The following is a 25,297-nucleotide window of genomic DNA, read 5'->3' as shown; positions in this document are numbered from 1 at the left end:
GTATTGAGAGAATAATGTTCTCATATCGCTGCGAATGGAGACTCCCGTGCCTGAAGCCGTCATAGTGTCCGCCCTGCGAACTCCCATCGGCACCGCCAAGAAAGGGACGCTGCGCGACACCAGCGCCTACGACCTGGCCCACCTCGTGGTGTCGGAAGCAGCCGCCGGCCTGGAGTCAGCCCAGGTGGACGACGTGATTTTCGGCGAGGGCCTCTACGGCGGCGGCGTGCTGGCCAGGCACGCGGCGATGACCGCAGGGCTCACTTCAGTGCCCGGTCTGGCCAACAACCGGCACTGCGCGGCCGGGCAGGCGGCAGTGCAAAGCGCCGCGGCCAGCATTCGCGCCGGCATGGACCAGCTGATCATCGCCGGGGGCGTGAACTCGGCGTCGACGTCGCCGCGCTCGCGCATCCAGGTAGACGGTGAGTGGGTCGACTGGTTCCCACCGACCCACCCCGACCGGCCCGACGCCCCCAACCTCGACATGTCGATCACTGTCGGGTGGAACGCCGCCGTCAAAGCGGGCATCAGCCGCGAGGAGATGGACGCCTGGGCGCTACGGTCGCATCGCAACGCCATCTCGGCAATCGACGAGGGCCGCTTGAAAGAAGAGACCATTCCTATCGAAACCCCGCACGGGCTCTTCGCGGTCGACGAGCATCCGCGCCGCGACACCAGCATGGAGAAGCTGGCCGCGCTGAAGCCGCTGCACCCCGAGATCGAGGGATTCTCGATCACCGCCGGAAATGCCTGTGGCGCCAACGACGGCGCTGCCGTGCTGACGATCGCCAGCGACCGCCTGGGGCTGCCGGCATTGGCCACCGTGCGGTCGTGGGCGTCGGTCGGTGTCGATCCTGCTTCCACCGGCTTGGCGCCTGTCGAGGTGATCCCGAAAGCCCTTGCCCGCGCCCACCTTTCGCTCTCCGATGTCGACCTGTTCGAAGTCAACGAGGCGTTCGCGTCGATGTGCGTGGCCACGGTCAAGCTGCTCGACCTCGATCCCGACCGCGTCAACGTCAACGGCAGCGGCTGCTCGCTGGGGCATCCGGTCGCGGCCACCGGCGCAAGGATGCTGGTCACGCTGGTCCACGAACTGCGCCGGCGCGGCGGCGGCCTCGGCGTCGCGGCCATGTGCGCCGGCGGCGGGATGGGTTCTGCCACCGTCATCGAGGTTCCGGCGCCATGATGTTCAGGTGAACATCCCCGAGCTGATCGCCGCCGCGCGCAACGGCTCCCCACGCGCCGCCGGTCGATTGCTCAGCCTGGTCGAAAGTGACCGGCGCGATGAAGTTCTGGCAAGTATCGAACCGTCGCCGGCACGGGTCGTCGGGATCACCGGACCGCCGGGCGCAGGCAAGTCGACGACGATCGCGGCCCTCGTCGGGGCCTACCGGCAGCGCGAATTTCGGGTGGCCGTGCTCGCTGTCGACCCGTCGTCGCCGTTCAGTGGCGGCGCGCTGCTCGGCGATCGGATCCGAATGACCAGGCATATTAACGACTCTCACGTCTTGATCCGTTCGCTGGCCACCCGCGGCCATCTGGGCGGTTTGGCCGCCGCCGTTCCCGCGGCCATCCGGCTGCTGGGAGCGCTGCGCTACGACGTGATCTTGCTGGAGACGGTAGGTGTGGGCCAGTCGGAGATCGAGATCGCCGCTGTCGCCGACCCAACCGTCGTCATCCTCAACCCCGGAGCGGGCGACGCAGTGCAGGCCGCCAAAGCGGGCCTGCTGGAGGTCGCCGACATCGTCGTGGTCAACAAGGCCGACCGCGACGGCGCCGAGCAGACCGTGAGAGACCTGCGCGCTGAGACCAAGGCCCCGATCCTGATGCTCGTCGCCGCGAAAGGGGAAGGTGTCCCGGAGTTGGTGGAGGCCATTGACGACCACCACCGCACCGACAACCGGGCACGCCGGATCGCCCGCGCACGCGCTCAGATCCTGTCGCTGGCGCAAACCCGGCTGCGCACTCGTCCCGACCTCGACCGGCTTGCCGAGTCCGTCGCCGACGGGCGCGACGATCCCTACACCGCCGCCGAGCGCCTTGTCTCACCGGAATCTGCGAGCACCCGCGGCTAGCTCGGCGGTCGGTAGCCGATCGACTACCCTCTTTGTGTGGCCGCTACCCGGGCGGAAAGCCGATTCCGTGACATCACGCGCAGCGCCGCTCAGACGCGCATTCTCGACGCCGCGCTGAAGCTGATCGGGGAGAACGGCGTGAGCGGGACGTCGTTGCAGATGATCGCCGACGAGATCGGCGTTACCAAAGCGGCTGTCTATCACCAGTTCAAAACGAAGGAAGAGATCGTCATTGCGCTCACCGAGCGCGAACTCGGTGGATTAGAGGAAGCGCTGGAGGCTGCCGAGGTCGAGCAAAGCCAGCCGCGGGCCCGCGAATTGCTGCTCGAGCGGGTCATCGACGTGGCCATCGAGCGGCGCGGCGCTGCCAGCACCCTGCAGTTCGACCCCGTCATCGTTCGGCTACTCGCCGAGCACCAGCCCTTTCAGCAGTTCATCCAGCGGCTCTACAGCGTGCTGGTCGGCGACGCCGGCGATGACGCCCAGGCGACGGCGGCGATGCTTTCGGGCGCCATCGCTGTCGGCGTCATGCATCCACTGGTCGCCGACGTCGACGATGACGCGCTGCGTTCTCAGCTGCTTCGGCTGACGCGTCGCTTCATGGAAATCTCGTAGCCGACAGAGGAAGGCACATGGCAGCCCGATCGAATGACAAAGAGGTCTTGGTCGTCATCGGTTCCGGTGGGATGGGGCTGGCGATCGCCCGCCGTATCGGTGCGGGTCACGCAATCGTGTTGGCGGACATCGACAAATCGCGCCTCGATGCTGCAGCAGATGCACTCAGCCGCGACGGGAACCAGGTCTTGACCCGCGAAGTCGACGTCACCTCACGAAGCTCGGTCGCCGCCCTGGCGGAGGCGGCCACGGCAGCCGGACGAGTCACGGCGGTGGTCCACACCGCCGGCCTTTCGCCGCAACAGGCCTCCGCTGACAGGGTTTTGGCGGTCGACCTGCTCGGCGTCGCGCTGGTTCTCGACGAGTTCGGCCGGATCATCGCCCCTGGCGGGGCCGGTGTCGTGATAGCCAGCATGGCCGGTCACATGTACCCAGCGCTTGATCCCCAGCTGCAGCATCAACTGGCCAATACGCCCGCCGACGACCTGCTCAGCCTGGACGCCTGCACGTCGATCACTGACAGCCGCCTGGCCTATCCGTTTGCCAAGCGCGCCAACCAAATCCGGGTAGCTGCCGCAGCGATCACCTGGGGCGGGCGCGGCGCTCGGATCAACTGCGTCAGCCCGGGCGTCATCTCCACGGAGATGGGGCGGCTGGAACTAAGCGGCGAATCCGGGCCGCTCATGCAGGCCATGGTCGACAACGCCGGGCTGCGGCGCATCGGCACGCCCGATGACATCGCTGCCGCTACCGAGTTCCTCCTCGGACACTCGGCGAGCTTCATCACCGGCACAGACCTGCTCGTCGACGGTGGTGTCATTGCTGGGATCCACACGGGGACAGTGGAACTCGGTTCTGTCGCAAAGTAAACGAGCGCGTCACTCAGCGCCGGGCGTCGACTGCATCAGGCAAGACCCTCAGCAGCTTGGCGTCTGCGGTGAGTAGCGTGAGTCGTTCTGTCTTTGCTTGGGCGACAAGAAGCGCATCGATGGGATCCTTGTGCGGTAGTGCGGTGAGGTCGGACGCCAGGGTGTGGTGACGTGTGACGGGCAGATCGCGCAACGCGGATCGGTCGATCGCCTCGTCGAGGTCGTCAGGCAGGGTCAGCTTGCCGATGGCCGCCTTGATGGCCAGCTCCGATGTGCTCGCAGCGGAGACGTAGACGGCCGCACTCGCCGCGATCCGTTTTCGTGCATCAGCGCCGAGCCGCGGGTTGTCGTCGAGCAGCCACAGCAGGACATGGGTGTCTAGCAACAGGCCGCTCATGCGATGCCGAACAGGGCCTGGAGATCGCGGTCGACATCGTCGAAGTGATCGGCGTCGTAATCGAGTCGGCCGGCGAGCGCGCCGAAGACGATATCGGTGCGCAGGTGTGGGACGAGGTCGGCGACGGGCTTCCCGGCGCGTGCGATCGTGACAGTCTCGCCGTTCTCGACCCGGGCGAGCAATTGGGATAAGTGGGTCTTCGCCTCGTGAATGTTGACTGTCGGCATATCCACCAGACTACTGGACTTAGTCCAGTCGGACTAGGCGTCGCGGACCCTTGACCGGAGCTAGCCGATCGGCTAGCTTCCCCCATAGCCGATCGGCAAGCGTTCCTGTGAGGATCCGAGATCATGAGACGAACCAATGGTGAGTTGATTCTGTTTTGGACGCTGCCCGCAGTGGCGATCATCTGGATCTCCGCGTTCTTCTTATTCCCGGGCTTCGTCCATCCGATGTCGCCAACGATGCCGGCGGAGCAGGTTGCCGCTTTCTACCGCGATCCCGCGAATCTCTCGCGCATTCGCTACTGCATGATTTTGTTCAACTGGTTCTGCGTGGGTTTGATCCCGATTGTGATGCTGCTCGTGATGCAGATTCGCCGGATGGCCCACCGGACTCCGATCTTGGCTTATTGCATGCTCGCCTGCGCGGCCGGCGGCCCGGCGATCTTTCTGATTGCCAACCTGTTTTGGCTCCTGGCCGCTTTCCGCCCGGAGCGGCCTCCGGAGCTGACCCAGCTGTTCAACGATCTGGCGTGGGTCACCTTCACCATCCAGGTGCCCTACTTGATCATGCAAAACGTGCTGCTGGCCTTGGCGATCTATTGGGACCGCCAAGAACGCCCGGTATTCAAGCCGTGGGTAGCGCATTTCAATCTTCTCGTCGCAGTCGCGCTGGCGCCTGCGGCGTTCACCGGGCTGGCATTGGCTGGCCCGATGGCCTGGAACGGCTTGCTGCCGTTCTGGGTAAAAAACATCGCGATCGCCATCTGGATCGTCGTCATGGGGGTCGTTATCGGGCAGACGGTGCACCGACAACGGGCCGAGGACGAGGTCACCGCATGAGTGCAGCGGTGAGAGAGACTCCAACCGCACTCGAGCCGCCCTCGGGCTCGCCGCTTAGCCGTTTCGCTTGGCACTGTCGCAACAATCCCAAGCGGGAGCTGTGGTTCGTCTGGTGGACGACGATCGTCTTCTACAACCTGTTCGCCGTGGCGTTCTTCGTGCTGAGCCGCACTCAGCCGCCGCCGAATCCCGGATGGGATGCGCGACGGGTCGTGCAGTGGTTCAACCACAACCACTACGGCATCCTCATCGGCTTCGGCATCATGTTCCTCATCACCGGCATGACGGCGCCACCCAACGCGCTCATCGCCTATTCCATGCGGCGCATGTCGATCAGCCGGGCCTACGGCTATTCCTACCTTGTCCTGTATTCGCTCAGCGCGATTCCCGGCATGCTGCTGATGTGCATCGCGCTGACCGTCGGAGCCATGCGGCCCGACCGCGATCCCGAGCTGATCAGCTGGCTCTACGACTTCGCATTCTTGTCGTTCGTCGGCACCATGGGCGTGTTCCTGATCGGCTCGCTGGTCTGGATGCTGGCGATTCTGATCGACAAGAATCGTGTGTTCCCAAAGTGGTTCGGTTACTTGAATCTTTGCAACGCGCTCACCGAAGTCGTCGTTTCGCCCGCGTGGCTCTTCAAAAGAGGCGTCTTGGCCTGGAACGGTTTGATTGCATGGTGGATCGATATGGTCGTATTCGGCATTTACACAGGTGTTTTCATCTTCCTGCTCAGGCAGATGATCCGGCGCGAGGACTTCGGCACGGGGCCCCTTCCGGACCTGACGACGCGCGAGGAACCCGCTGAAGCGGAGGCGGCACAATGACCGAGCTCGCGGACGCCGGCTCGCGACCCCAAGAGAAACCGGCGAAGTTCGTTCCCGGGCAGCCCGACATGTGGGCCTTCGTTCTCTTCGAGGCGCTGGTCTTCACCAGCTATTTCGTTGTCTACATGATCTTTCGCACGCAGAGCCCCGAGCTCTACCTGAAATCGCAGGCCCAGCTGGATCTGCGTATCGGCGTCTTCGAAACGCTTGTCCTGCTCACGAGTTCCTGGTCCATGGCGCGATGCGTCCAAGCATCCCGTGCCGGAACCTTCCAGTCCGCGTTGGCGAATGCGTTAGCCACCATCGCGTTTGGGCTGGTGTTTATGGTTTCGAAGGTGTCCGAGTGGGTCACATACATCCACCGCGGTTTCGCGTTCTCCACCAACGAGTTCTTCCAACACTATTTCTTCCTAACCGGCATTCACTTTTTGCACCTGCTGATCGGCTTCGTCGCCGTGGGTGTCGTCGTCTACCAGCTCAGCAGCCCGGCACGGCGGTCCCAGCAGCTCGTCGAAACAGGCGCCACCTACTGGCACACCGTCGACTTCCTGTGGATCGTCATCTTCGCGCTGCTCTACGTCGTGAGGTGATCAGTGAAAGCTGGATTCAACAAGAGGCTGCTCGTCGTGTGGCTGGTACTGTCGGCGATCACGCTGGTCTATCTGTGGGTGGGCTCGATCGATCCTGCCCGATCACTTAGGCCCAGCGCTGTCGTCACGGTGAGTGCGATCGTGATGGCGCTCATCAAGGTGCGCATCGTTTTTCGCGAGTTCATGGAAGTCAGGCACGCGCCGGTCTTGCTATGTCGGCTCGCCGACGGGTGGGTACTGCTGATGGCAGTGTGTCTGCTCGGTAGCTACTTCGTCGGCATGGCGGTCAGGTAGCTCAGTCCACCGACTTGCCGGTCGCTGCGGCGTATCCTGCGCGGTAGCCGAAAACCATTGCCGGCCCGATGGTCCCGCCGGCCCCGCCGTAGGCCCGTCCGGTCACTCCGGCCATCGCGTTACCGGCCGCGAACAGGCCGGCAATCGGCTCGCCACTGACATGCAGCACTCGGCCGTCGCGATCGGTGCGCGGCCCACCCTTGGTGCCCATCGCGCCCACGCTCACCGGAACCGCGTAGTAGGGCGGCGTGTCGATCGGGCCGAGTGTCTTGCCCGCGAGTGTGGTGGCGCGTTCGTCACCCCAGTAGCCGTCGTATGCGCTTGAGCCCCGTCCCAAGTCAGGATCGGACCCCGAAGCGACGTTGCGGTTCCAGCGCTCGATCGTGTGGGCCAGCCCGTCGGAGTCGATACCGGTCCTGGTGCCCAGCTCGGCAAGGTCGGCCGAGGCCCAGAACCAGTCCGGAACCGGCTCGCCTGGCGCGACACCCAAAAAGCCGTATCGCTTCAGATGCAGAGCGTCGAAGACGATCCACGCGGGATCGTTGACGTATCCGTCGCGCGGATCGAGGTAGTGGAAGGCGCCGGCCATCGAGTTGTAATCGCACGCCTCGTTGACAAACCGGCGACCGGCACGGTTGACGATGATGCTGCGCGGACGGGTCCGTTCCAGCCGGACGCTGCGGCTGCGTTGCTGTCCGTCGATCGTGTCGCCCGGGATCTGCACGATCGGCACCCACCACGCTTCTCCCATATTGGCCAAGTCGGCGCCGTGCGCCATCGCCATGCGCAGCCCGTCGCCGGTGTTGTTGGGCGGCGAGACCGCCCCGTGCATCGGCCCGCGCAGGAAGGCGTTGACCCGCACAGGATCCCACTCGAAGCCGCCGCACGCCAAGATCACCGCGCGCCGGGCGCGAACGGTCACACTGTCCCCGCCGCAGGCGATCCGCACGCCGGTGATCCGACCCGAGTCGGCAATGAGTTCCTCGGCGCGCGCACCGGTTTGCGGCACAACGCCACAGTCCAGTAATCCCTTGAGCAGTCCGGCCACAAGCGCGGTGCCGGCAACGCACACCTCGCCGGCCTGTTCGTCGACCGATGCGTGCAGGCGGGCACGGGTTTCGGCGTCGAACCCGACGTTCGACCAATCCGCGGGAAACGACGTGATCCGCTCCCGCCAGTCGCCGAGCTGAGTCAGGTCGAACGGGGTGGCGTTCAGCGATCGTCCACCGGAAGGCCGCCCGCCGGGCAGCTCGGGCTTGTAATCGGGGAAGCCGGCGGCTATTTCGAAGTGCAGCGGGCTATGCGCCTCGACGAAGTCGAGCATGGCCGGGCCGGTGCGCACAAATGTTTCGACCAGCACGTCGTCCATCGACCCGAGAGATTGCGCACGCAGGTACCGCAATGCATCGGCCACCGTCAGTTCCCCCTCCGGGCAACGGTTGTGCGCGGGAATCCACACCACACCGCCAGAAACGGCAGTGGTGCCGCCCACGGCCGGCGCCTTCTCGTATAGCGCCACCGACGCGCCGTTGACGGCGGCGGTCAGTGCGGCAGTGAGTCCCGCGCCTCCGCTGCCGAGCACGACGACGTCGAATTCATGGCTCTCTGAAGGCATGCGGTCACAGTCCTTTCAGCTCAGAATCGCCGATAGTTGCTTGGCCGCGTTGATAACTGCATCCTTGCCGCGTATCACCACGTCCTCGCGGTGAGAGATCAGGTTGATGCACGTCGGCGGTGACGGCGCGTCGCGGTGGACGGGAACCGCCAAGCCATAAGTGTTCGGCTCGATCTCTCCGTGCGTGATAACCCAGCCCTGCCTTCGGGCTCGGGTGACCAGGTCGCGTTCGCCCGGGCGCGGGGGCATGCTGGCCAACAATGCGATGCCGGCGGCTCCCCGGTTCAGCGGATACCTGCTGCCCTCGTGAAAGGCGAGCTGGTAGGCGACGTGGGTGGGCACGATCACCGCGATCGCCACCTGCTGATCACCTTCTGCGACGAGCAACGACACCGTGGTGCCCAGGTCGTCGGCGAGCGCGCGCAGGATCGGCAGGCTCAGTTGGCGCAGGTTGCGGTCGAACGATGCACCCAGCACAGCCAGGCCCGCGGCCGGCCGGTAACGGCCGTCTTCCCCTTTTGCGACCAGCCGGAATTCGGCCAGCGTGGTGAGCAGCCGATAGGCGATCGTCCGGTGCACCTCGAGGCCGCCGGCAACCTCCTGCACGTTGAGCCCCGCCGGGGCTGCGGCGACAAGCTGCAATGCAGTCAGGCCCCTGGCCAGGGTCTGCGAACCGTTCATGGCCTCGGCCCATCCTTGACAGACGACGGCTTGAGAGTGATGCTCTTATATATACAGCACACTAATGTGCGATATTAGCACACACTGCTGGCAGAAATCGAGAATCGAATTTCCGCGAAGGCAAGAGAGGACCCGTGGCGGAATACGAGAGCATCTGGAGCGATCTTCAAGGTGTCCCGTTCACACAGGGCTACCTCGACGCCGGCGGGATCCGAACCCGCTACTTGCACGCGGGCGACGCAGATGACAAACCGGTCCTGGTGTTGCTGCACGGATCAGGCGGACACGCCGAAGCTTACGTGCGCAATCTGGAGGCGCACGCCGAACACTTCTCCACCTTGGCCATCGACATGCTGGGGCACGGTTATACCGACAAGCCCGGCCACCCGCTCGAGATTCCGCATTATGTCGAGCATCTGATGGCGGTGCTGGACGCGATCGGGGCCGAACGCGCGAGCCTGTCCGGTGAGTCGCTCGGCGGATGGGTGGCAGCCCGCGCCGCCGTCGATCATCCCGACCGGATCGACCGGCTCGTGCTCAACACAGCCGGCGGTTCCCAGGCCGATCCGCAAGTGATGCAGCGGATCATCACGTTGTCCATGGCCGCAGCCGAAAACCCGACCTGGGAGACCGTGCAGGCGCGCATCAAGTGGTTGATGGCCGACAAGTCGAAGGACTACGACGACCTGGTCGCAAGCCGCCAACGCGTCTACCGCCAGCCAGGTTTCGTTGCCGCTATGCGCGACATCATGGCACTGCAAGACCCCGAGATACGGGCGCGCAATCTGCTCGGCCCGGCCGAGTACGGCTCGATTACCGCGCCGACCCTGGTGCTGTGGACCAGCGACGACCCGACCGCCGACGTCGAGGAAGGCCGCCGCATCGCCTCGATGATCCCTGGCGCGCGCTTCGAGGTGATGCCGGGCTGCGGACACTGGCCGCAATACGAGGACCCCAAGACCTTCAACCGACTCCATCTCGATTTCCTGTTGGGCCGTTGACGTGACCGATGTCGACGTCGTTGTGGTAGGTGCCGGCCCGGTCGGGCTGACATTAGCCAATATCCTTGGCCTGCAAGGCGTGCGGACGCTGATACTCGAAGAGCGGGAAACGCTGATCGACTATCCCCGCGGTGTCGGGCTCGACGACGAAGCCTTGCGCACTTTCCAGGCGATCGGCCTGGTCGATCGCATCCTGCCGCACACGGTGCCCAACCAGATTCTGCGGTTCGTCGACGCCAAGCGCCGGGTCCTCGCCGAGATGGCCCCGGCGGACGCCCGTTTCGGGTGGCCTAAACGCAACGGGTTCGTGCAGCCACTCGTCGACGCCGAATTACTCAGCGGCCTCGACCGATTCGAGCACGTCGAATTGTGGTGGCACCGCCCGATGACCTCGTGTTCGGAAACGGCCGACGATGTCACTGTCGAAGTCGGCGGCGACGGGGAGCCCACTGTGCGGGCGCGCTACGTCGTGGGCTGCGACGGCGGTCGCAGCGCAACGCGGCGGATGATGGGCGTGTCCTTCGACGGGACGACGTCGTCGACGCGCTGGCTGGTCGTGGACATCGCCAACGATCCGCTCGGCCATCCCAACAGCGAGGTCGGCGCCGACCCGCGGCGCCCGTACGCCTCGATCTCCATCGCCCACGGAATCCGGCGCTTCGAGTTCATGATCCACGCCGACGAAACTGACGAAGAGGCCGAGGATCCGGCGTTCCTCGCCCGCATGCTGGCGCCCTTCGTGCCGTACCCGGAGCGCGTCGACGTCATCCGCCACCGGATCTACACCCATCACTCGCGGATTGCGGGCGCTTTTCGTCGCGGCCGTCTGCTGCTGGCCGGCGATGCCGCGCATCTGATGCCGGTGTGGCAGGGCCAGGGTTACAACAGCGGGATCCGCGATGCCGCCAACCTGGGCTGGAAGCTGGCCGCGGTGGTAACTGGACGGGCCGGCGATGCGCTGCTCGACACCTACGACGTGGAGCGGCGCAAGCATGCTCGCGCGATGATCGACCTGTCGACAATGGTGGGGCGGGTCATCTCGCCGACGGATCGCAGGGTCGCCACGGCGCGTGATCTGCTGGTCCGCGCGGCGTCAGTTATGCCGTCGCTCAAACGATATGTGCTGGAGATGCGGTTCAAGCCGATGCCGCGTTATGAGCATGGGGCCGTCGTGCACACCGACCCTCACTCGGACTCGCCGGTCGGCACCCTGTTCATCCAGCCGCGTGTCGATACCCGCGAGTCCCAGAACGTGCTGCTCGACGATGTTCTCGGCGGCTGGTTCGCGGTGCTGTGTTGGAACAACAACCCCCGCGAAATCCTGGGCGCCGCAGCGTTTTCTCAGTGGAAGGCTTTGGGTGCGCGGTTCGTGGCAGCACGTCCGCTGGCCCAACTGCACTGGACCGGTCACGACGACCCCAACGTTGTGGTCGTCGGGGACCGGGACGGTGAACTCAAGAAATGGTTTGACAGCCACCGCGATTCCGTGCTGTTTCTGCGCCCCGATCGGTGCATCGCCGGCGCCTGCATCGCGCAGCGTGCAAGGGAGCTGAGCGCCTCGCTCTTCGACATCCTCACCTTGAGCGGAGGAGGTGATTTCGACGGTGACGCTGGCCCTGTGCTGTACGTCCCACAGCCCGATGCTGAATCTGCCCGGGCCGTCGCAGGACCTTCTTGACGACGTCAACTCCGCGCTCGAGCAGGCCCGGGAATTCGTCCGCGACTACGACCCCGAGCTCGTGGTCATCTTCGCCCCGGACCACTACAACGGGTTCTTCTACAAGGTCATGCCGCCGTTCTGCATCGGCACGCGCGCCCAAGGGGTCGGTGACTACGGAACCTACGCCGGCGAGCTCAATGTCGCCGAAAACGTCGCCACCGACTGCGCCAAAGCTGTTCTCGCCGCGGGTGTCGACATCGCGGTATCGGCCGACATGGATGTCGACCACGGCACCGTGCAACCGCTCGAGAAGCTGTTCGGGGATGCCACTGCGCGCCCGATCGTGCCGATCTTCATCAACGCGGTGGCCACGCCGCTGGGCCCGCTGCAGCGGTCCCGGGCCCTCGGTGCCGCTGTCGGCAACTACCTGGCAACCCTGGATCAGCGGGTGTTGATCGTGGGATCCGGTGGGCTGTCGCATGATCCGCCCATGCCGTCGCTGGCGACCGCGACGCCGGAGGTTGCCGATCGGATCGTGCGCGGCCGTCCCATCACGTCCGAGCAGCGGCTCGCCCGGCAAACGGCGGTGATGGAGGCAGCCCACAAGTTCGCCGTGGGGCGCAGCGACCGCCGGCCGCTGAACCCTGCCTGGGACCACCGCTTCCTGGAAATCCTCGACGGGGGACAGCTGGCCGATCTGGATCACTGGTCCAACTCGTTCATCTCACACGAAGGCGGCGACTCCGCTCACGAAATCCGCACCTGGGTAGCCGCATTCGCCGCTCTGGCTGCCCTGGGCCCATACCGGACCATGGTTCGCTACTACAAGCCGGCTGCCGAGTTGATCGCCGGATTCGCCGTCCGAACGGCGGTGCCGGCGCCGTGAATGTCGACGTGCTCGTGGTCGGGTCTGGTGGCGGTGGAATGACCGCCGCGTTGACCGCTCACGCATCCGGTCTGGACACCCTGGTGGTCGAGAAGTCGCACCACTTCGGCGGTTCCACCGCCCTGTCGGGTGGCGGCATCTGGGTTCCGGGCGCACCGGCGCAACGGCGAGAGGGGTACACCCCGTCGGCCGAGGGCGTCGTGAAGTACTTGCGCCAGATCACCGGAGGTCAGGTCAGCGAGGCGCGGATACGCCAGTACGTCGACTCGGCACCGAAAATGATGGCGTTCCTCGAACAGCTCAGCGACTGGCTGCAATTCGTGTGGAAGCCCGGATACGCCGACTACTACCCGGAATTGCCCGGCGGCTCCGAACTCGGCAGCACCATCAACGTGCCGCCGATCGATTTGCGCGCCCTCGGCGAGGATGAACAGCGCCTGCTGCAACCACTGGCGCTGGCCCCCCGCGGAATCTGGCTGGGCCCAAAGGAGCTTCGATCGTTCTATCAGGTCCGCCAGTCCTGGACGGGCAAGGCGGTGCTGGTCAAGCTGGTGTGGCGGATGATCAGGGCGCGCGTCTTCGACGAACGCGTCGCCGCGATCGGCCAATCCCTGGCCGCGCGGCTGCGGCTGGCGATGAAAGAACGCGGTATCCCGCTGTGGCTGGACGCGCCCATGACGCAGCTGACCACCGATGCCGACGGGTCGGTGACCGGCGCTGTCGTCATCAAAGACGGTGCGGCGCAGCAGATCAACGCCCGGCGCGGGGTCATCCTAGCGACCGGAGGTTTCGACCACGACCTGCCCTACCGCAAAGAGCACCAGTCGGTCGTGGACCACGACTGGAGCTTCGGCAACCCGGCCGCCACCGGCGACGGTATCCGCGCCGGGCAACAAGTCGGCGGGTCCACCGATCTCCTGGACGAGGCCTGGTGGTTTCCCGCGATCCAATGGCCCGACGGCAGGCTGCAATTCATGCTCAACGAGCGCATGATGCCGTCGCAGTTCGTCGTCAACGGTGCCGGGAAGCGCTTCATCAACGAGGCTGCGCCCTACATGGACTTCGGCCACGCCATGATCGAGGGGCAGAAGTCCGGCGTGACCCACATCCCGTGCTGGCTGATCACCGACCACCGGTCCTGGAACCGCTACGTCATCGCCGGGCATCTTCCGCTACCGAAGATCCCCGGCGCACCCGTGCCGACCGGTCGCAAGGTACCCCAAGACTGGCTGGAGTCCGGGGTGGTCAAAGCTGCGAGCAGCTTCGAGGAACTGGCCACCAAAATCGGCGTCCCGCCCGCCCAATTAGGCGACACCGCAGCCCGTTTCAACGAATTGGCCCGCACCGGCCACGACGACGACTTCAACCGCGGCGATTCCGTCTACGACAACTACTACGGCGATCCCACCCTGCCCAATCCCAATCTGCATCCGCTGGGCAAGCCGCCGTACTACGCGTTTCGCATCATCCTCGGCGACCTGGGCACCTCCGGCGGCTTGCGCACCGACGAATATGCCCGCGTCCTGCGCCCCGACGACACAGTGGTGCCCGGTTTGTATGCCGTCGGCAACACCGCAGCCGCTCTGATGGGGCGCAGCTACGCCGGCGCCGGGGCAACAATCGGTCCCGCCATGACGTTCGGCTACGTCGCAGCTCGACACATCGCGAACGAAATCAGGACCGCCCCAAGCGAATCGACGTCACAACGGAGGTAACAGCATATGAAGATTTCGCTCTTGCACGAATTTCCACTGCCGCGCCCGTGGGCACCCGACGACGAGCACAAGCTTTTCCAGGACGGTCTCGACGAGGTCGAGTTGGCCGACAAGGCCGGCTTTTCCACCGTGTGGCTCACCGAACACCACTTCCTCGAGGAGTACTGCCACTCGACGGCGCCGGAGATATTTCTCGCGGCGGCGAGCCAACGAACCAAGAACATCCGGCTTGGCTTCGGCATCATGCACCTTCCGCCGCCGGTCAACCATCCGGCGCGGGTCGCCGAACGCATCGCCACCCTCGACCTGCTCTCCAACGGACGAGTGGAGTTCGGCACGGGCGAGTCGTCGTCGGTCGGTGAATTGGGCGGGTTCGGCATCGATCCCGCCGACAAGCGGGCGATGTGGGAGGAGGCGCTGGACGTCGCAATCCGCTGCATGATCGAGGAGCCGTTTACCGGGTTCAGGGGACGCCACGTCGTCATGCCACCCCGCAACGTTGTTCCCAAGCCGTTGCAGAATCCGCACCCTCCGGTGTGGGTCGCCTGTACGCGGCCCGCCTCAGTGCAGATGGCTGCGCAAAAGTGCATCGGCGCACTGAGTTTCGCGTATACCGGGCCAGGGCCGCTGACCGAACGCGTCAACGGCTACTACAAGGAATTGGAAGAACACGGCGCCCCGGTGACACCGCAGATCAATCCGAACATCCTCGCGATCGGCGGTGACCTGTCCATGATGGTCGCCCCGACCGACGAGCAGGCAGTCGAACGCATCGGAAAAGGCGGCGGGTTCTTCGCGTTCGGCATCATGCACTACTACATGACCGGTATGCACACACCCGGCCGGACCGGCGTCTGGAAGAGATATCTCGAAGAGATCGAAAAGGATCCGACCATCGCCTACGGGCCCGGCCGAGGCCCGATCGGCAGCCCCGCCACAGTCCGCGAATTCCTTCGCGGCTACGAGGAAAGCGGCGTGGACGAGCTCATCCTGCTGCTCACACCACGCAGCCACGAGGCGACGATGGAATCGATCGAGCTGATGGGAAAGCAGGTGTTGCCCGAGTTCATCGAACGCGACGAGAAGGCAAGGGCCGAAAAGGCGAAGCGGCTCGAACCCATCATCGAAAAGGTCGAGGCGCGCCGGGCCGAATCGCAAGCTCCGGAGTTCGACGAAAGCTATGCGTTCGGCGGCCTGCCCACTGGTCGGGACCACTACACCGCGAACGAGGTGTCGCTGGCGATGGACGAGATGAACGCCGGCATCGAGCAAGCCGCCCAGAAACTCAAGGAAGAAGGGTGGGCCAGCAGAAACCCGGCCGCCGACCAGCAGCGAACCACGTGAACCATGGGACGGATCGACGAACTTTGGCGCTACGACGGCCGCCGGGCGGTAGTGACCGGATGTTCGTCGGGCATCGGCGCGCACGTCGCAAAGCAGCTTACCGAGCTCGGCGCCGACGTGGTCGGACTAGACATGCGCCAGCCCACGTTCGAGATCGCCGAATTTCACGAGCTTGACCTCACCGAGCCGGCGTCCATCGACCGTGCCGTCACCGCGACCGGCAGTCAGGTCGATTCGTTGTTCAACGTCGCCGGCGTCTCCTCGGGGATCGGTGACCCGTTGCGCGTCGTGACCATCAACTTCCTGGGCCTGCGCCACCTCACCGAGGCCATCACGCCCAAGATGTCGGCGGGTTCTACCGTCGTGAGCGTGTCCTCGCTCGCGGCTGCCTCCTACCAGGAGCATCGAAAGGAGGTGGCCGGGCTGCTGCATACGCAGACGATGGCCGAGGGGATAGATTGGTGTCGCGCTCATCCCGACGCACTGGCCGACGGCGGCTACCGGTTGTCGAAAGAGGCCATCATCCTCTACACGATGAAGAAAGCTGTCCCATTGGGGGCCAACGATATTCGCATCAACTGCACCGGGCCGGGCGTCACCGAGACCCCGATCCTCGATCAGCTGCGCAGCGCGTACGGTCAGCAGTACCTGGATGACATCCCCAAACCACTGGGCCGCAATGCCGAGCCCGCCGAACAGGCCGCAGTGCTGGTGTTCTTGAACAGCCGAGCGGCCAGCTACATCACCGGCCAAGTCGTATGGGTCGACGGAGGAAACATCGGCGCTGCCATCGCCCGCGACCTCGAGAAGGGACCGGCTCCGTGGCCAGCCTGACCGAGTTTCGCCGAGTCGCCCGCGACGTCTGCAACTGGGGCCGCTGGGGTGAGAGCGACGAACTGGGCACGTTGAACTTCATCACCGCGGAGAAGGTCGCGGAAGCGGCAACCCTGGTCAAGCATGGCAAGGTGTTCCCACTCGGCGTCGACTTCGGGTCGGGCGGCCCGCAGGGCGCGTTTGAGTTCCGGCACAACCCGATGCACGTCATGACGGTCGACGGGGGTGACGCCAGCACGCTGCTTCGCTACGGCCCCGAGTGGGCCCGCAATACCGTGGCGCGCCAACTGAGCGGGTACTTCCAGGACAACCCGTTTCGGTTCAACGACGACATGATCATCATGCCGCTGCAGGCGGCCAGCCAGTGGGATGCGTTGTCTCACGTCTACTACGACGACCAGCTCTACAACGGCTTTCCGGCAAGCTCGGTGACCAGCTTCGGGGCGTACCACTGCGGTATCGACAAGGTCGACGGCAAAGGCATCACGTCTCGCGGTGTGCTGCTCGACCTCGTCCGGCACCGCGGCGTGGAAACCTTTCTCGAGCCGGGCAATCCGGTCACGCCCGAGGAACTGGACGAAGTCGTACGGGCTCAGCATGTGAGCGTCGGGCGCGGTGACATCGTCGTGATCCGCACCGGCTGGTGGGCAAGGTTTCTGGCCACCGGCGACGGCAGCGAGCCTGGATCCGGGCTGGATTGGCGGTGTGCATCGTGGTTCTACGACCACGACGTCGCGGCGGTCGCCGCCGACAACCTCATGGTCGAAGATCCGGTATCCGGGGTCGAGGGCACGTTTTTGCCGATGCACATGCTCTGCCTGCGCGACATGGGCTTGATGCTCGGCGAATACTGGGACCTCACCGCGCTGGCCGAAGACTGCGCCAACGACGGTGTCTACGAATTCCAGCTCATCGCCCCACCGCTGAGAGTCGTTGGCGCCGTGGGCTCGCCAGTGAATCCGATCGCCATCAAGTAAGTAGGTGCGTTCATGACTGCAAGCAAGACCCAAGGACCGCTCATCGTCGGGATCGGTGGCACCTTACGGCCGAACTCGTCGACCGAACGGGCACTGCGGTACTGCCTGGCGGCCGTCGAGCGACAAGGCGGGCGCACCAAGCTGTACTGCGGCAAGGATCTCGATCTGCCGATGTACAGTCCGCACGAGCTGGAACGCACCCCGAAAGCTGCGGAATTGGTCCGCGCGCTTCGCGATGCCGACGCTGTCGTGGTGGCCTCGCCCGGATACCACGGCAGCGTGTCGGGGCTGATCAAAAACGCCCTCGACTACATCGAAGACTTGCGAGAAGACCAGCGCGTCTATCTCGACAACACCCCTTGGGGCTGCATCACCTGTGCGTACGGCTGGCAGGCCTCCGTCGGTACGCTCAACCATCTGCGCAGCATCGGACACGCGCTGCGTGCCTGGCCGACCCCACTCGGTGTGGCGATCAACTCCGCGGACCGGATCTGGGACGAGAACGGCGAATTGACCGATATGACGATCAAGAGCCAACTTGAGTTGCTCGCAACGCAATTGGTCACGTTTGCACCTCCTGCCCGCGGGACGGAATGAGTACGGGCATTCAGCGAAAAACGGCAGTAGTCGACGGGCTGCTCACCCACTACTTAGAGGCCGGGCACGGCGACCCGGTGGTGTTGCTGCACGGCGGCGAATTCGGCGCCAGCGCCGAAATCGGTTGGGAACGCAACATTGCGGCGCTGGCCGAGCACCATCGCGTCATCGGCCCGGATCTGTTGGGCTTCGGCGAGTCTGCGAAAGTCATCGACTTCAACGACGGGCGCGGCATGCGGATTCGGCATGTTGCGCGGTTGTGCGTCGAGTTGGGGATCAACTCCGCGCACTTCGTCGGCAACTCGATGGGTGCCATCATGCTGCTCACCGACGCGACGTCGGATGCGCCGCGGCTGCCGGTGCGGAGCATGGTGGTCATCTGCGGCGGCGGAGAGCTCCAGCGCAATCAGTACATGCAGGCGCTCTACGAGTACGACGCGACCCTGCCGGCCATGCGCCGCATCGTCGAGGCATTGTTCTACGACCCCAGCTATCCCGCCGACGACAAGTACGTGCGGCGCCGTTACGAGTCGAGCACCGCTCCTGGAGCGTGGGAGGCGGTGGCCGCGGCGCGGTTTCGCCGCCCCGGTGCGCCGCCGCCGCCCGCTGCGTCCAGCGCACGACCGTACGAGCGCATCGACGTGCCCACGCTGGTCGTGGAGGGAGGCGACGACAAACTCCTACCGGCCGGATGGGCCGCCGAAATCGCCAAGCAGATCGACGGCGGCCGCCGGGAGGTGGTAGATCGTGCCGGCCACTGCCCGCAAATCGAGAAGGCCGACGTAGTCAACGAACTTCTGCTCGATTTCCTCTAGCGGCGCGCGACCGTTCACGCTCCGTTCACCTCCGAACCGCCGTATATTCGCGGTGTGTTCAACCACCGGTTCGGCGCCGCGCTGAGTGTGCTGGCTGTCAGCGCACTGGTGTTATCGGGCTGCGGTAGCAACGCAAACACGTCGTCGGCGGGATCCAACGGCGGGTCGACACCAGTCAATTGCGGCGGCAAGAAGAAACTCCATGCCAGCGGATCGACCGCGCAAGTTCACGCCATCGAACAATTTGTCTACGCGTATATCCGGGCATGCCCCGGCTACACGCTCGACTACGCGGCAAACGGCTCGGGCAAGGGGGTGGAGCAGTTCACCAGTAACGAAACTGATCTGGCGGGTTCCGATAAGCCGCTGAATCCGACGAAGGGTGAGCCCGACCGAGCAGCGGCGCGGTGCGGTTCGCCGGCGTGGGACCTGCCGGCAGTGTTCGGCCCGATCGCGATCACCTACAACGTCAAAGGCGTGAGCACGCTGAACCTGGACGGCCCGACCACGGCGAAAATCTTCAACGGCGGCATCACGATGTGGAACGACCCGGCAATCCACGCGCTCAATAGCGATACCGACCTTCCCGCAACACCTGTACACGTCATCTTCCGCACCGACAGGTCCGGTACCACAGCCAACTTCCAGGACTACCTCGACGACGCATCCAACGGCGCTTGGGGCAAAGGCACCGGCGAGACTTTCCATGGCGGTGTCGGCGACGGGTACAACGGCAATGACGGCACGTCAGCTGCGGTGAAGAGCACCGACGGGGCGGTCACTTACAACGAGTGGTCATACGCGGTGGGTCGTCAGCTGAGCATGGCGCAAATCATCACGTCAGCCGGCTCCGATCCGGTGGCGATCACCACCGACTCCGTCCGCAAGACGATCGACGGGGCCAGGTTCAAAGGACAGGGCAATGACTTGGTGCTCGACACGACGTCGTTCTACAAGCCGACGCAGTCCGGCGCCTATCCGCTGGTGCTGGCGACGTATGAAATAGTCTGTTCCAAGTATCCGGATTCCGCCACCGGGGCGGCTGTAAAAGCGTTTATGCAAGCCACAATTGGCGCCGGTCAAGACGGCTTGGACCAGTACGGATACATTCCGCTGCCGGACTCGTTCAAAAACAAACTCGCCACGGCGGTGAACGCAATCGCGTGAAACAGAGTCACGGTGGTAACGCTGCGGCCGGCCGTGGTCGTCTCGCTCACCTGGGCGGGGGAAGGGAGCATCGATGGTGAGCAACCCCCAGCTTTCGCGGGTCGGATCACGGTTTGGGCCGTATCAACTCTTGCGGCTGCTGGGCCGCGGCGGGATGGGCGAAGTCTACGAAGCCGAGGACACCCGCAAACACCGCGTGGTGGCCTTGAAGCTGATCTCGGGGCAATTCTCGGGCAACCCGGTGTTCCGCGCGCGCTTGCAACGCGAGGCCGACGCCGCCGGCCGGCTGACCGAGCCCCATGTGGTCCCGATCCATGACTACGGCGAGCTCGACGGCCAGTTCTACGTGGAAATGCGTTTGATCGACGGCATCTCGCTACGCAACGTTCTGCTGCGGGAGGGTCCAATGCCCCCCGCACGGGCGGTTGCGATCCTGAGTCAAGTGGCCGCCGCGCTGGACGCCGCGCATGCCGCCGGCGTCACGCACCGAGACGTCAAACCGGAAAACGTCTTGATCACCGGAAACGACTTCGCCTATTTGGTGGATTTCGGTATCGCCCGCGCTGCCACCGACCCGTCGCTGACACAGACCGGGATCGCGGTCGGCACCTACAACTACATGGCACCCGAGCGCTTCAGCGGCAACGAGGTGACACACAGCGCCGATATCTATTCGCTGGCCTGTCTGTTGAACGAGTGTGTGACCGGGGCGCCTCCGTATCCAACGGACAGCATGGAGCGGCTGATCGCCTCGCATCTGATGCAACCGCCGCCGCGGCCCAGCCAGCTCCGACCCGGACAGGTTCCACCGGCGTTAGACCAGGTGATCGCCAAGGGTATGGCCAAAAATCCGGCAGAGCGTTATCGCAGCGCCGGTGAATTCGCCCGGGCCGCCCACGATGCGCTGACCACCTCCGAGCAGCACCAGGCCGCAACGATTCTGCAGCACAGCGAGGAAGAAACCCGGCCGTCGCGCGCCCTGGGAGCCGATCCCCGGACGGGCCGTGCGCCGGCGCCCCCCGGCGGCGGTGCGACGATGGCTCGTCGTTCGCCATCGGGCACGTCGCCGGGGATGCCGACGGGAGGATGGTCACCGACTCCCGCGCCAAACAGCCTGCCGGAGTGGCTGCAACCCACCGAGCACCGCCAGGGCAGGCGGGGCATTCTGATCGGCGCTGCTTTGCTCGTCGTTATCGCGGTGGTCGCCGCGGTCGCATACCTGGTGTTGTCGCCGCCGCACGGCAAGCAGTCGGCGTCGGGAGAAACCGTGCTTCCCTTCAACGGTCTCAACTTCCGCCTCTCCCCGGGTGGGGTTGCGCTGGACAGCGCCGACGGTGTCTACGTCACCAATCAGGGCATGTACGGCCGGGTGGTGAAGCTGCCGGCCGGGTCGAGCACTCCGGCGGTGCTGCCGTTCTCCGGCCTTTACGAGCCGCAAGGCATCGCGGTCGACAGCTCCGGCGCCGTGTACGCCACCGACTTCAACAACAGGGTGGTGAAGTTGCCCGCTGGGTCGAACAACCAGAGCGATCTACCGATTACGGGTCTCAACTACCCCGAGGGAGTAGCGGTGGATACCGCCGGCAACGTGTATGTCGCCGACCGCGGCAACAACCGGGTGGTGAAGCTGGATATCGGCTCGAGCACGCAGTCCGACCTGCCGTTCACCGACCTCAATCACCCGGACGGTGTCGCGGTGGACAACGCGGGCAACGTCTACGTCGTCGATACCGACAACAACCGGGTGGTGAAGTTGGAGGGCGGCTCGAACCAGACCGTGCTGCCCTTCACTGGCCTCAGCGTGCCCTGGGGCGTCGCGGTGGACAAGGCCGGCAATGTGTACGTGACCGAACACGACGACAGCAAGGTAGTGAAACTGACGGCGGGATCGAACGCCACGAGCGTGCTGCCGTTCACCGGTCTCAACACTCCGCTCGACGTGGTGGTCGACAACTCCGGCAATGTGTATGTCGCCGACCGGGGCAACGACAGGGTGGTGAAGCTGCCACCGAGCTGACTCGGAGCTATCGCACTCTTCCTGCCCAGACTCGGATCACTGCGGCGACCAGGTTCACGGCGGCCACCACGATGATCAGGGTCAGCGCGGCACCCCAAACCCGGAGGTAGCCGGCATGTTCGGGGTTGTCGAGTTCGGTGTAGATCAACAGCGGCAGCGACGCCATGTTGCCGTTGAAGATGTCGTAGTTGATCGATCGGCTGTAGCCGACCAGCACCAGCACCGGAGCGGTTTCGCCGATGATCCGCGCGATCGACAAGAAGACACCGGAGATGATGCCCGGCGCGGCGGTAGGGATGACGACTCGCACGATCGTCTTCCATTTCGGAATCCCTAACGCGTAGCTGGCTTCTCGCAGTTCATCGGGCACCAGTTTGAGCATCTCCTCGGTGGCCCGCACCACGATCGGCAACATCAACAACACCAACGCCAGCGACACGGCGAAGGCGCTCTGCTCGAACCCCAGGGTGGCGATCCACAGGCTGAAGATGAACAGTGCTGCCACGATCGAGGGCACCCCGGCGAGCACGTCCACCATGAAGGTGGTCAACCGCGTCAGCCGATCAGGGCCGTATTCGGCCAGATACACCCCGACCATCAAGCCCAGCGGGACAGCGATCATGGCGGCCACCACGGCTTGAACCACCGTTCCGTATATCGCGTGGTACACGCCGCCCGCGAATTGCTCTGGTAGCACGCCCCGCAGCGAGTGAGTCCACCAGCCCGACCGGGTGACGGCCCACCAGCCTCGTTTGACAACGACCCACAGCAACCACACCAGCGGCACCATCGCGATGACGAACGAGGTGAAGAAAAGTGTTGTCGCCACGCCGTTTTTGATACGGCGACCGATACTGATGCCACGAAACACCGGTGCTTTGACCGGCTGGTCAAGCGTGAGGCTCATGCGTTGACCTTCCCGCCGGCGATCGCTCGGGCAGCTGCGTTGACGATGAACGTCAGGACGAATAGCGCAAACCCCGCCGAAATATAGGCGCCGGTCGGCAGCGGCTGACTGAATTCCGTGGCGGCCGAAGCGATCTTGGAGGCGAACGTGTACCCGCCGTCGAACAGCGACCAGTTCCCGCCATGCACAGTCGAGCGCAGGATGATCAGCACCGCCACGGTCTCGCCCAGAGCGCGGCCCAATCCGAGCATTGACGCAGCCACGACACCGCTACGGCCGTACGGCAGCACGGTCATGCGGACCACTTCCCATTTCGTGGCGCCCAATGCCTGGGCTGCCTCGATGTGAGTAACTGGCGTCTGCTGGAACACTTCTCGCGACACCGATGTGATGATCGGCAGGATCATCACTGCGAGCACGATGCCGGCCGTGAAGATACTGCCGCCCCCGGCCAACGACACATTGCCTTTCTTGAATAAAAAGAACCATCCCAGTTCGTCGTTGAGAAACGTTGCGACCGGCTCGAGTTGCGGCGCCAGCACGAAGATGCCCCACAACCCGAAGATGATCGAGGGCACCGCGGCCAGCAGATCGACCATTGCGCCGAACACACGCGAAAGCTGTGCCGGCACGTATTGGGCGAGGAACACCGCGATCCCGACTGCGACCGGCATGGCCAACACCAGTGCGAACACCGAACTCAGTACCGTGACCATGAACAGGTCACGGATACCGAACGCCAGGTTGGCGGGGTCGGTGGTGTCGAACCTGGCGCTGGTGAAAAAGTTCGCGTGATTCGCCCGGAGTGACGGCACCGCGCGGAGCAACAGGAATGTGGCGATCAGCGCGATCGCGGTGACGATCGTCAAACCGGCAGCGACCGCGAGCGACTTGAACAGTCGGTCTCCCCACTGCGCCGACCGTGCATCGACCGCTGTCAACGCGGAGGTCGACTCGCCGGGATCGGCCCGGCGGTTTAGCTGTCTTTCGGCCATGACGGCCTCAGACTACGAGATGGCGTTGATCGCGGTCGACAGCCGCGGCTTGAACGCAGCCGGAAGCGGGATGTATCCGTTGTCCGCCAAGCCGTTCTGCCCGGGACCGATGGTGGCTTGCAGAAACGCTTTCACCGCTGTGCCGACCGCCGGGTCAGGGTACTTGGAGCAAACAATCTCGTATGTCGCCAGCACAATCGGGTAGGCGCCGGCCTGCGTCGGCTTGTAGAACGACATCGTGTCGAGCACCAGGTCATTGCCTTGTCCCTTGATCGTCGCCCCCGAAATGGTCTTGCCAACAGAATCGGTGCTGATTGCGACGGGGTTGGGGCTGGCCGACGTGACGATCTGGGCCATGTTCAGCTTTTGCGCCTGGGCGAACGACCACTCGTTGTAGGTAATGGAGCCGTCGGTCCTCTTGACAGCCGCCGATGTGCCGTCATTGCCCTTGGCGCCCTCGCCGACACCGCCGTTGAACGTCTTTCCGCCGCCTTTACCCCACGCGCCGTTGGATGCGGCATCGAGGTACTCCTGGAAGTTGGCGGTGGTGCCGGACTGGTCGCTGCGGAACACGACATGGATCGGCTCAGCGGGCAGGGCGGCGTTGCCGTTCAGCGCCTTGATCGCCGGATCGTCCCAGCTGGTGATGGTGCCGTTGAAGATCTTCGCGGTCGTCGGCCCGTCGAGGGCCAGTGTGGTCACACCTTTGACGTTGTAGGTGACCGCGATCGGGCCGAACACGACCGGCAGGTCCCATGCCGGCGATCCGCAGCGCTGCTGCGCTCGGGTTTGCTCTTCCGGTTTCAGCGGTACGTCCGACCCGCCGAAGTCTGTTTGTTTCCCTAGGAATTCGCTTATCCCGGCACCCGAACCGTTGGCGGTGTAGTTCAACGTCTGACCTGGGCACGCTTGTTCGAACGCATTGACAAAGCGGGCCATCGCGTTGGCCTGGGCTGTCGAGCCGCTGGCCTTCAGCGTTTTGGTGCCGCCGCAGGTGACGTTGGCCGACGACGTACCGGACGTCGGCTGCTGCCCTTGATTGGCGTTGTTCTCGCTGCCACACCCAGACAGCACGAGTGCGCAGGTGGCCACGACACCGAGCGCAGCGCCAAATCGGTTGAGTTTCAAAACGGCTCCTTTGAACGGTTGACGAGCAATACCGATGCTTCTAGCAGATCCGCGAACGCGCGAGGCCAACGCCGAATGGATTCCTGGTTAACATAGGCCCCACCCACCGTCGGCGAACGTATCACGCAGCGGTGGCCTTAGTCGCTGATCGCGCGAACCAGAAGCCACGGCTGTTGTTGTGGACCGAACCGCAGCCGTAGCTTCTGGCTCGCGGCGTTGGCCCCGGC

The 25,297-nt window shown here is 64.7% G+C and carries 26 protein-coding genes; 19 read left to right on the top strand and 7 right to left on the bottom strand.

Annotated elements, in window-relative coordinates:
• Positions 1-46: 46 nt before the first annotated feature.
• Genes G6N15_RS05060 through G6N15_RS05045 form a run of 4 tightly spaced genes read left to right on the top strand, consistent with a single transcriptional unit; the run spans position 47 to position 3,559 of the window.
• Positions 47-1,186, top strand: coding sequence for a thiolase family protein (locus G6N15_RS05060; RefSeq protein WP_163747944.1), 1,140 nt, complete (start codon positions 47-49; stop codon positions 1,184-1,186).
• A gap of 7 nt (positions 1,187-1,193) precedes the next feature.
• The gene (gene meaB / locus G6N15_RS05055; protein WP_083087502.1) at positions 1,194-2,075 is read left to right on the top strand and encodes a methylmalonyl Co-A mutase-associated GTPase MeaB; all 882 of its coding nucleotides are present in this window, start codon (positions 1,194-1,196) and stop codon (positions 2,073-2,075) included.
• 36 nt (positions 2,076-2,111) lie between these two features.
• On the top strand, positions 2,112-2,690 hold the full coding sequence (locus G6N15_RS05050) for a TetR/AcrR family transcriptional regulator (protein WP_083087501.1): 579 nt from the start codon (positions 2,112-2,114) through the stop codon (positions 2,688-2,690).
• A gap of 17 nt (positions 2,691-2,707) precedes the next feature.
• The gene (locus tag G6N15_RS05045) at positions 2,708-3,559 is read left to right on the top strand and encodes an SDR family oxidoreductase (protein WP_083087500.1); all 852 of its coding nucleotides are present in this window, start codon (positions 2,708-2,710) and stop codon (positions 3,557-3,559) included.
• A 13-nt stretch (positions 3,560-3,572) separates the two neighbouring features.
• On the opposite strand, the gene G6N15_RS05040 is transcribed toward G6N15_RS05045, so the two are convergent.
• Together G6N15_RS05040 and G6N15_RS05035 are read right to left on the bottom strand one after the other, a co-directional pair.
• Positions 3,573-3,956, bottom strand: a complete 384-nt coding sequence (locus G6N15_RS05040; protein WP_083087499.1) for a type II toxin-antitoxin system VapC family toxin — start codon at positions 3,954-3,956, stop codon at positions 3,573-3,575.
• Positions 3,953-4,183 (bottom strand): type II toxin-antitoxin system Phd/YefM family antitoxin, encoded by a 231-nt coding sequence (locus G6N15_RS05035; protein ID WP_083087498.1) that lies wholly within the window; start codon positions 4,181-4,183, stop codon positions 3,953-3,955. Before G6N15_RS05035 ends, G6N15_RS05040 begins: the two co-directional genes overlap by 4 nt.
• Before the next feature lie 123 nt (positions 4,184-4,306).
• Here G6N15_RS05035 and G6N15_RS05030 point away from each other — a divergent pair, with 123 nt between their 5' ends.
• From G6N15_RS05030 to G6N15_RS05015, 4 genes are read left to right on the top strand one after another with little or no spacing between them, the layout of a single operon-like run.
• Entirely contained in the window at positions 4,307-5,020 is a 714-nt protein-coding gene (locus G6N15_RS05030) for a hypothetical protein (protein WP_083087497.1), read from the top strand.
• Entirely contained in the window at positions 5,017-5,847 is an 831-nt protein-coding gene (locus G6N15_RS05025; RefSeq protein WP_083087496.1) for a hypothetical protein, read from the top strand. Before G6N15_RS05030 ends, G6N15_RS05025 begins: the two co-directional genes overlap by 4 nt.
• On the top strand, positions 5,844-6,437 hold the full coding sequence (locus tag G6N15_RS05020; protein ID WP_083087495.1) for a cytochrome c oxidase subunit 3: 594 nt from the start codon (positions 5,844-5,846) through the stop codon (positions 6,435-6,437). The genes G6N15_RS05025 and G6N15_RS05020 overlap by 4 nt, the downstream gene beginning before the upstream one ends.
• 3 nt (positions 6,438-6,440) lie before the next feature.
• The gene (locus G6N15_RS05015; protein ID WP_083087494.1) at positions 6,441-6,731 is read left to right on the top strand and encodes a cytochrome C oxidase subunit IV family protein; all 291 of its coding nucleotides are present in this window, start codon (positions 6,441-6,443) and stop codon (positions 6,729-6,731) included.
• 1 nt (position 6,732) lies between these two features.
• Here G6N15_RS05015 and G6N15_RS05010 read toward each other — a convergent pair whose 3' ends face one another.
• Together G6N15_RS05010 and G6N15_RS05005 are read right to left on the bottom strand one after the other, a co-directional pair.
• Positions 6,733-8,346, bottom strand: coding sequence for an FAD-dependent oxidoreductase (locus G6N15_RS05010; protein ID WP_083087493.1), 1,614 nt, complete (start codon positions 8,344-8,346; stop codon positions 6,733-6,735).
• 15 nt (positions 8,347-8,361) lie between these two features.
• Positions 8,362-9,027 carry an IclR family transcriptional regulator gene (locus tag G6N15_RS05005; protein WP_083087492.1) on the bottom strand — a complete coding sequence of 222 codons (666 nt, stop codon included), beginning with the start codon at positions 9,025-9,027 and terminating at the stop codon, positions 8,362-8,364.
• Between the two features lie 134 nt (positions 9,028-9,161).
• On the opposite strand from G6N15_RS05005, the gene G6N15_RS05000 reads away from it, so the two are divergent.
• From G6N15_RS05000 to G6N15_RS04950, 11 genes are all read left to right on the top strand, one after another.
• Entirely contained in the window at positions 9,162-10,028 is an 867-nt protein-coding gene (locus tag G6N15_RS05000) for an alpha/beta fold hydrolase (RefSeq protein ID WP_083087491.1), read from the top strand.
• Positions 10,003-11,706: a bifunctional 3-(3-hydroxy-phenyl)propionate/3-hydroxycinnamic acid hydroxylase gene (locus G6N15_RS04995; protein WP_083087490.1), complete on the top strand. Its 1,704-nt coding sequence runs from the start codon at positions 10,003-10,005 to the stop codon at positions 11,704-11,706. Before G6N15_RS05000 ends, G6N15_RS04995 begins: the two co-directional genes overlap by 26 nt.
• Positions 11,669-12,574, top strand: coding sequence for a 3-carboxyethylcatechol 2,3-dioxygenase (locus tag G6N15_RS04990; protein ID WP_232070353.1), 906 nt, complete (start codon positions 11,669-11,671; stop codon positions 12,572-12,574). The genes G6N15_RS04995 and G6N15_RS04990 overlap by 38 nt, the downstream gene beginning before the upstream one ends.
• Complete coding sequence (locus tag G6N15_RS04985; protein ID WP_264019268.1) at positions 12,571-14,289, top strand: FAD-binding protein; 1,719 nt, start codon at positions 12,571-12,573, stop codon at positions 14,287-14,289. Before G6N15_RS04990 ends, G6N15_RS04985 begins: the two co-directional genes overlap by 4 nt.
• A 6-nt stretch (positions 14,290-14,295) precedes the next feature.
• Positions 14,296-15,633: an LLM class flavin-dependent oxidoreductase gene (locus tag G6N15_RS04980; protein ID WP_083087488.1), complete on the top strand. Its 1,338-nt coding sequence runs from the start codon at positions 14,296-14,298 to the stop codon at positions 15,631-15,633.
• A 3-nt stretch (positions 15,634-15,636) separates the two neighbouring features.
• Positions 15,637-16,467 carry a coniferyl-alcohol dehydrogenase gene (locus tag G6N15_RS04975; protein ID WP_083087487.1) on the top strand — a complete coding sequence of 277 codons (831 nt, stop codon included), beginning with the start codon at positions 15,637-15,639 and terminating at the stop codon, positions 16,465-16,467.
• Complete coding sequence (locus tag G6N15_RS04970) at positions 16,455-17,444, top strand: cyclase family protein (protein WP_083087486.1); 990 nt, start codon at positions 16,455-16,457, stop codon at positions 17,442-17,444. Before G6N15_RS04975 ends, G6N15_RS04970 begins: the two co-directional genes overlap by 13 nt.
• A gap of 12 nt (positions 17,445-17,456) precedes the next feature.
• Positions 17,457-18,041, top strand: a complete 585-nt coding sequence (locus G6N15_RS04965) for an NADPH-dependent FMN reductase (RefSeq protein ID WP_083087485.1) — start codon at positions 17,457-17,459, stop codon at positions 18,039-18,041.
• The gene (locus tag G6N15_RS04960) at positions 18,038-18,856 is read left to right on the top strand and encodes an alpha/beta fold hydrolase (RefSeq protein ID WP_083087484.1); all 819 of its coding nucleotides are present in this window, start codon (positions 18,038-18,040) and stop codon (positions 18,854-18,856) included. The genes G6N15_RS04965 and G6N15_RS04960 overlap by 4 nt, the downstream gene beginning before the upstream one ends.
• A 54-nt stretch (positions 18,857-18,910) precedes the next feature.
• Positions 18,911-20,023 carry a phosphate ABC transporter substrate-binding protein PstS gene (gene pstS / locus G6N15_RS04955; protein WP_083087483.1) on the top strand — a complete coding sequence of 371 codons (1,113 nt, stop codon included), beginning with the start codon at positions 18,911-18,913 and terminating at the stop codon, positions 20,021-20,023.
• Positions 20,024-20,096: 73 nt separating this feature from the next.
• Complete coding sequence (locus G6N15_RS04950; protein WP_083087482.1) at positions 20,097-22,040, top strand: serine/threonine-protein kinase PknD; 1,944 nt, start codon at positions 20,097-20,099, stop codon at positions 22,038-22,040.
• A gap of 7 nt (positions 22,041-22,047) precedes the next feature.
• On the opposite strand, the gene pstA is transcribed toward G6N15_RS04950, so the two are convergent.
• From pstA to pstS (G6N15_RS04935), 3 genes are read right to left on the bottom strand one after another with little or no spacing between them, the layout of a single operon-like run.
• Positions 22,048-22,947: a phosphate ABC transporter permease PstA gene (pstA, locus tag G6N15_RS04945; RefSeq protein ID WP_083087481.1), complete on the bottom strand. Its 900-nt coding sequence runs from the start codon at positions 22,945-22,947 to the stop codon at positions 22,048-22,050.
• Complete coding sequence (gene pstC / locus G6N15_RS04940; RefSeq protein WP_083087480.1) at positions 22,944-23,942, bottom strand: phosphate ABC transporter permease subunit PstC; 999 nt, start codon at positions 23,940-23,942, stop codon at positions 22,944-22,946. The genes pstA and pstC overlap by 4 nt, the downstream gene beginning before the upstream one ends.
• Before the next feature lie 12 nt (positions 23,943-23,954).
• A complete protein-coding gene (gene pstS / locus G6N15_RS04935) occupies positions 23,955-25,070 on the bottom strand; it encodes a phosphate ABC transporter substrate-binding protein PstS (RefSeq protein ID WP_083087479.1) in 1,116 nt (371 codons plus the stop codon).
• Positions 25,071-25,297: the final 227 nt, after the last annotated feature.

It is taken from the genome of Mycobacterium noviomagense, from assembly GCF_010731635.1.
Taxonomy (GTDB): domain Bacteria; phylum Actinomycetota; class Actinomycetes; order Mycobacteriales; family Mycobacteriaceae; genus Mycobacterium; species Mycobacterium noviomagense.
Note: the sequence above shows the minus strand (reverse complement) of the source record. Positions and strands in the feature narration are given on the sequence as shown.

Coding starts and splice junctions, on each gene's coding strand:
- G6N15_RS05045 (WP_083087500.1), top strand. CDS start 2,708: ATGGCAGCCCGATCGAATGACAAAGAGGTCTTGGTCGTCATCGGTTCC.
- G6N15_RS05035 (WP_083087498.1), bottom strand. CDS start 4,183: ATGCCGACAGTCAACATTCACGAGGCGAAGACCCACTTATCCCAATTG.
- G6N15_RS04990 (WP_232070353.1), top strand. CDS start 11,669: ATGCTGAATCTGCCCGGGCCGTCGCAGGACCTTCTTGACGACGTCAAC.
- G6N15_RS05005 (WP_083087492.1), bottom strand. CDS start 9,027: ATGAACGGTTCGCAGACCCTGGCCAGGGGCCTGACTGCATTGCAGCTT.
- pstC (WP_083087480.1), bottom strand. CDS start 23,942: ATGGCCGAAAGACAGCTAAACCGCCGGGCCGATCCCGGCGAGTCGACC.
- G6N15_RS05020 (WP_083087495.1), top strand. CDS start 5,844: ATGACCGAGCTCGCGGACGCCGGCTCGCGACCCCAAGAGAAACCGGCG.
- G6N15_RS04975 (WP_083087487.1), top strand. CDS start 15,637: ATGGGACGGATCGACGAACTTTGGCGCTACGACGGCCGCCGGGCGGTA.
- G6N15_RS04950 (WP_083087482.1), top strand. CDS start 20,097: ATGGTGAGCAACCCCCAGCTTTCGCGGGTCGGATCACGGTTTGGGCCG.
- G6N15_RS04960 (WP_083087484.1), top strand. CDS start 18,038: ATGAGTACGGGCATTCAGCGAAAAACGGCAGTAGTCGACGGGCTGCTC.
- G6N15_RS04965 (WP_083087485.1), top strand. CDS start 17,457: ATGACTGCAAGCAAGACCCAAGGACCGCTCATCGTCGGGATCGGTGGC.
- pstA (WP_083087481.1), bottom strand. CDS start 22,947: ATGAGCCTCACGCTTGACCAGCCGGTCAAAGCACCGGTGTTTCGTGGC.
- G6N15_RS05010 (WP_083087493.1), bottom strand. CDS start 8,346: ATGCCTTCAGAGAGCCATGAATTCGACGTCGTCGTGCTCGGCAGCGGA.
- G6N15_RS04980 (WP_083087488.1), top strand. CDS start 14,296: ATGAAGATTTCGCTCTTGCACGAATTTCCACTGCCGCGCCCGTGGGCA.
- G6N15_RS05040 (WP_083087499.1), bottom strand. CDS start 3,956: ATGAGCGGCCTGTTGCTAGACACCCATGTCCTGCTGTGGCTGCTCGAC.
- G6N15_RS05025 (WP_083087496.1), top strand. CDS start 5,017: ATGAGTGCAGCGGTGAGAGAGACTCCAACCGCACTCGAGCCGCCCTCG.
- G6N15_RS05030 (WP_083087497.1), top strand. CDS start 4,307: ATGAGACGAACCAATGGTGAGTTGATTCTGTTTTGGACGCTGCCCGCA.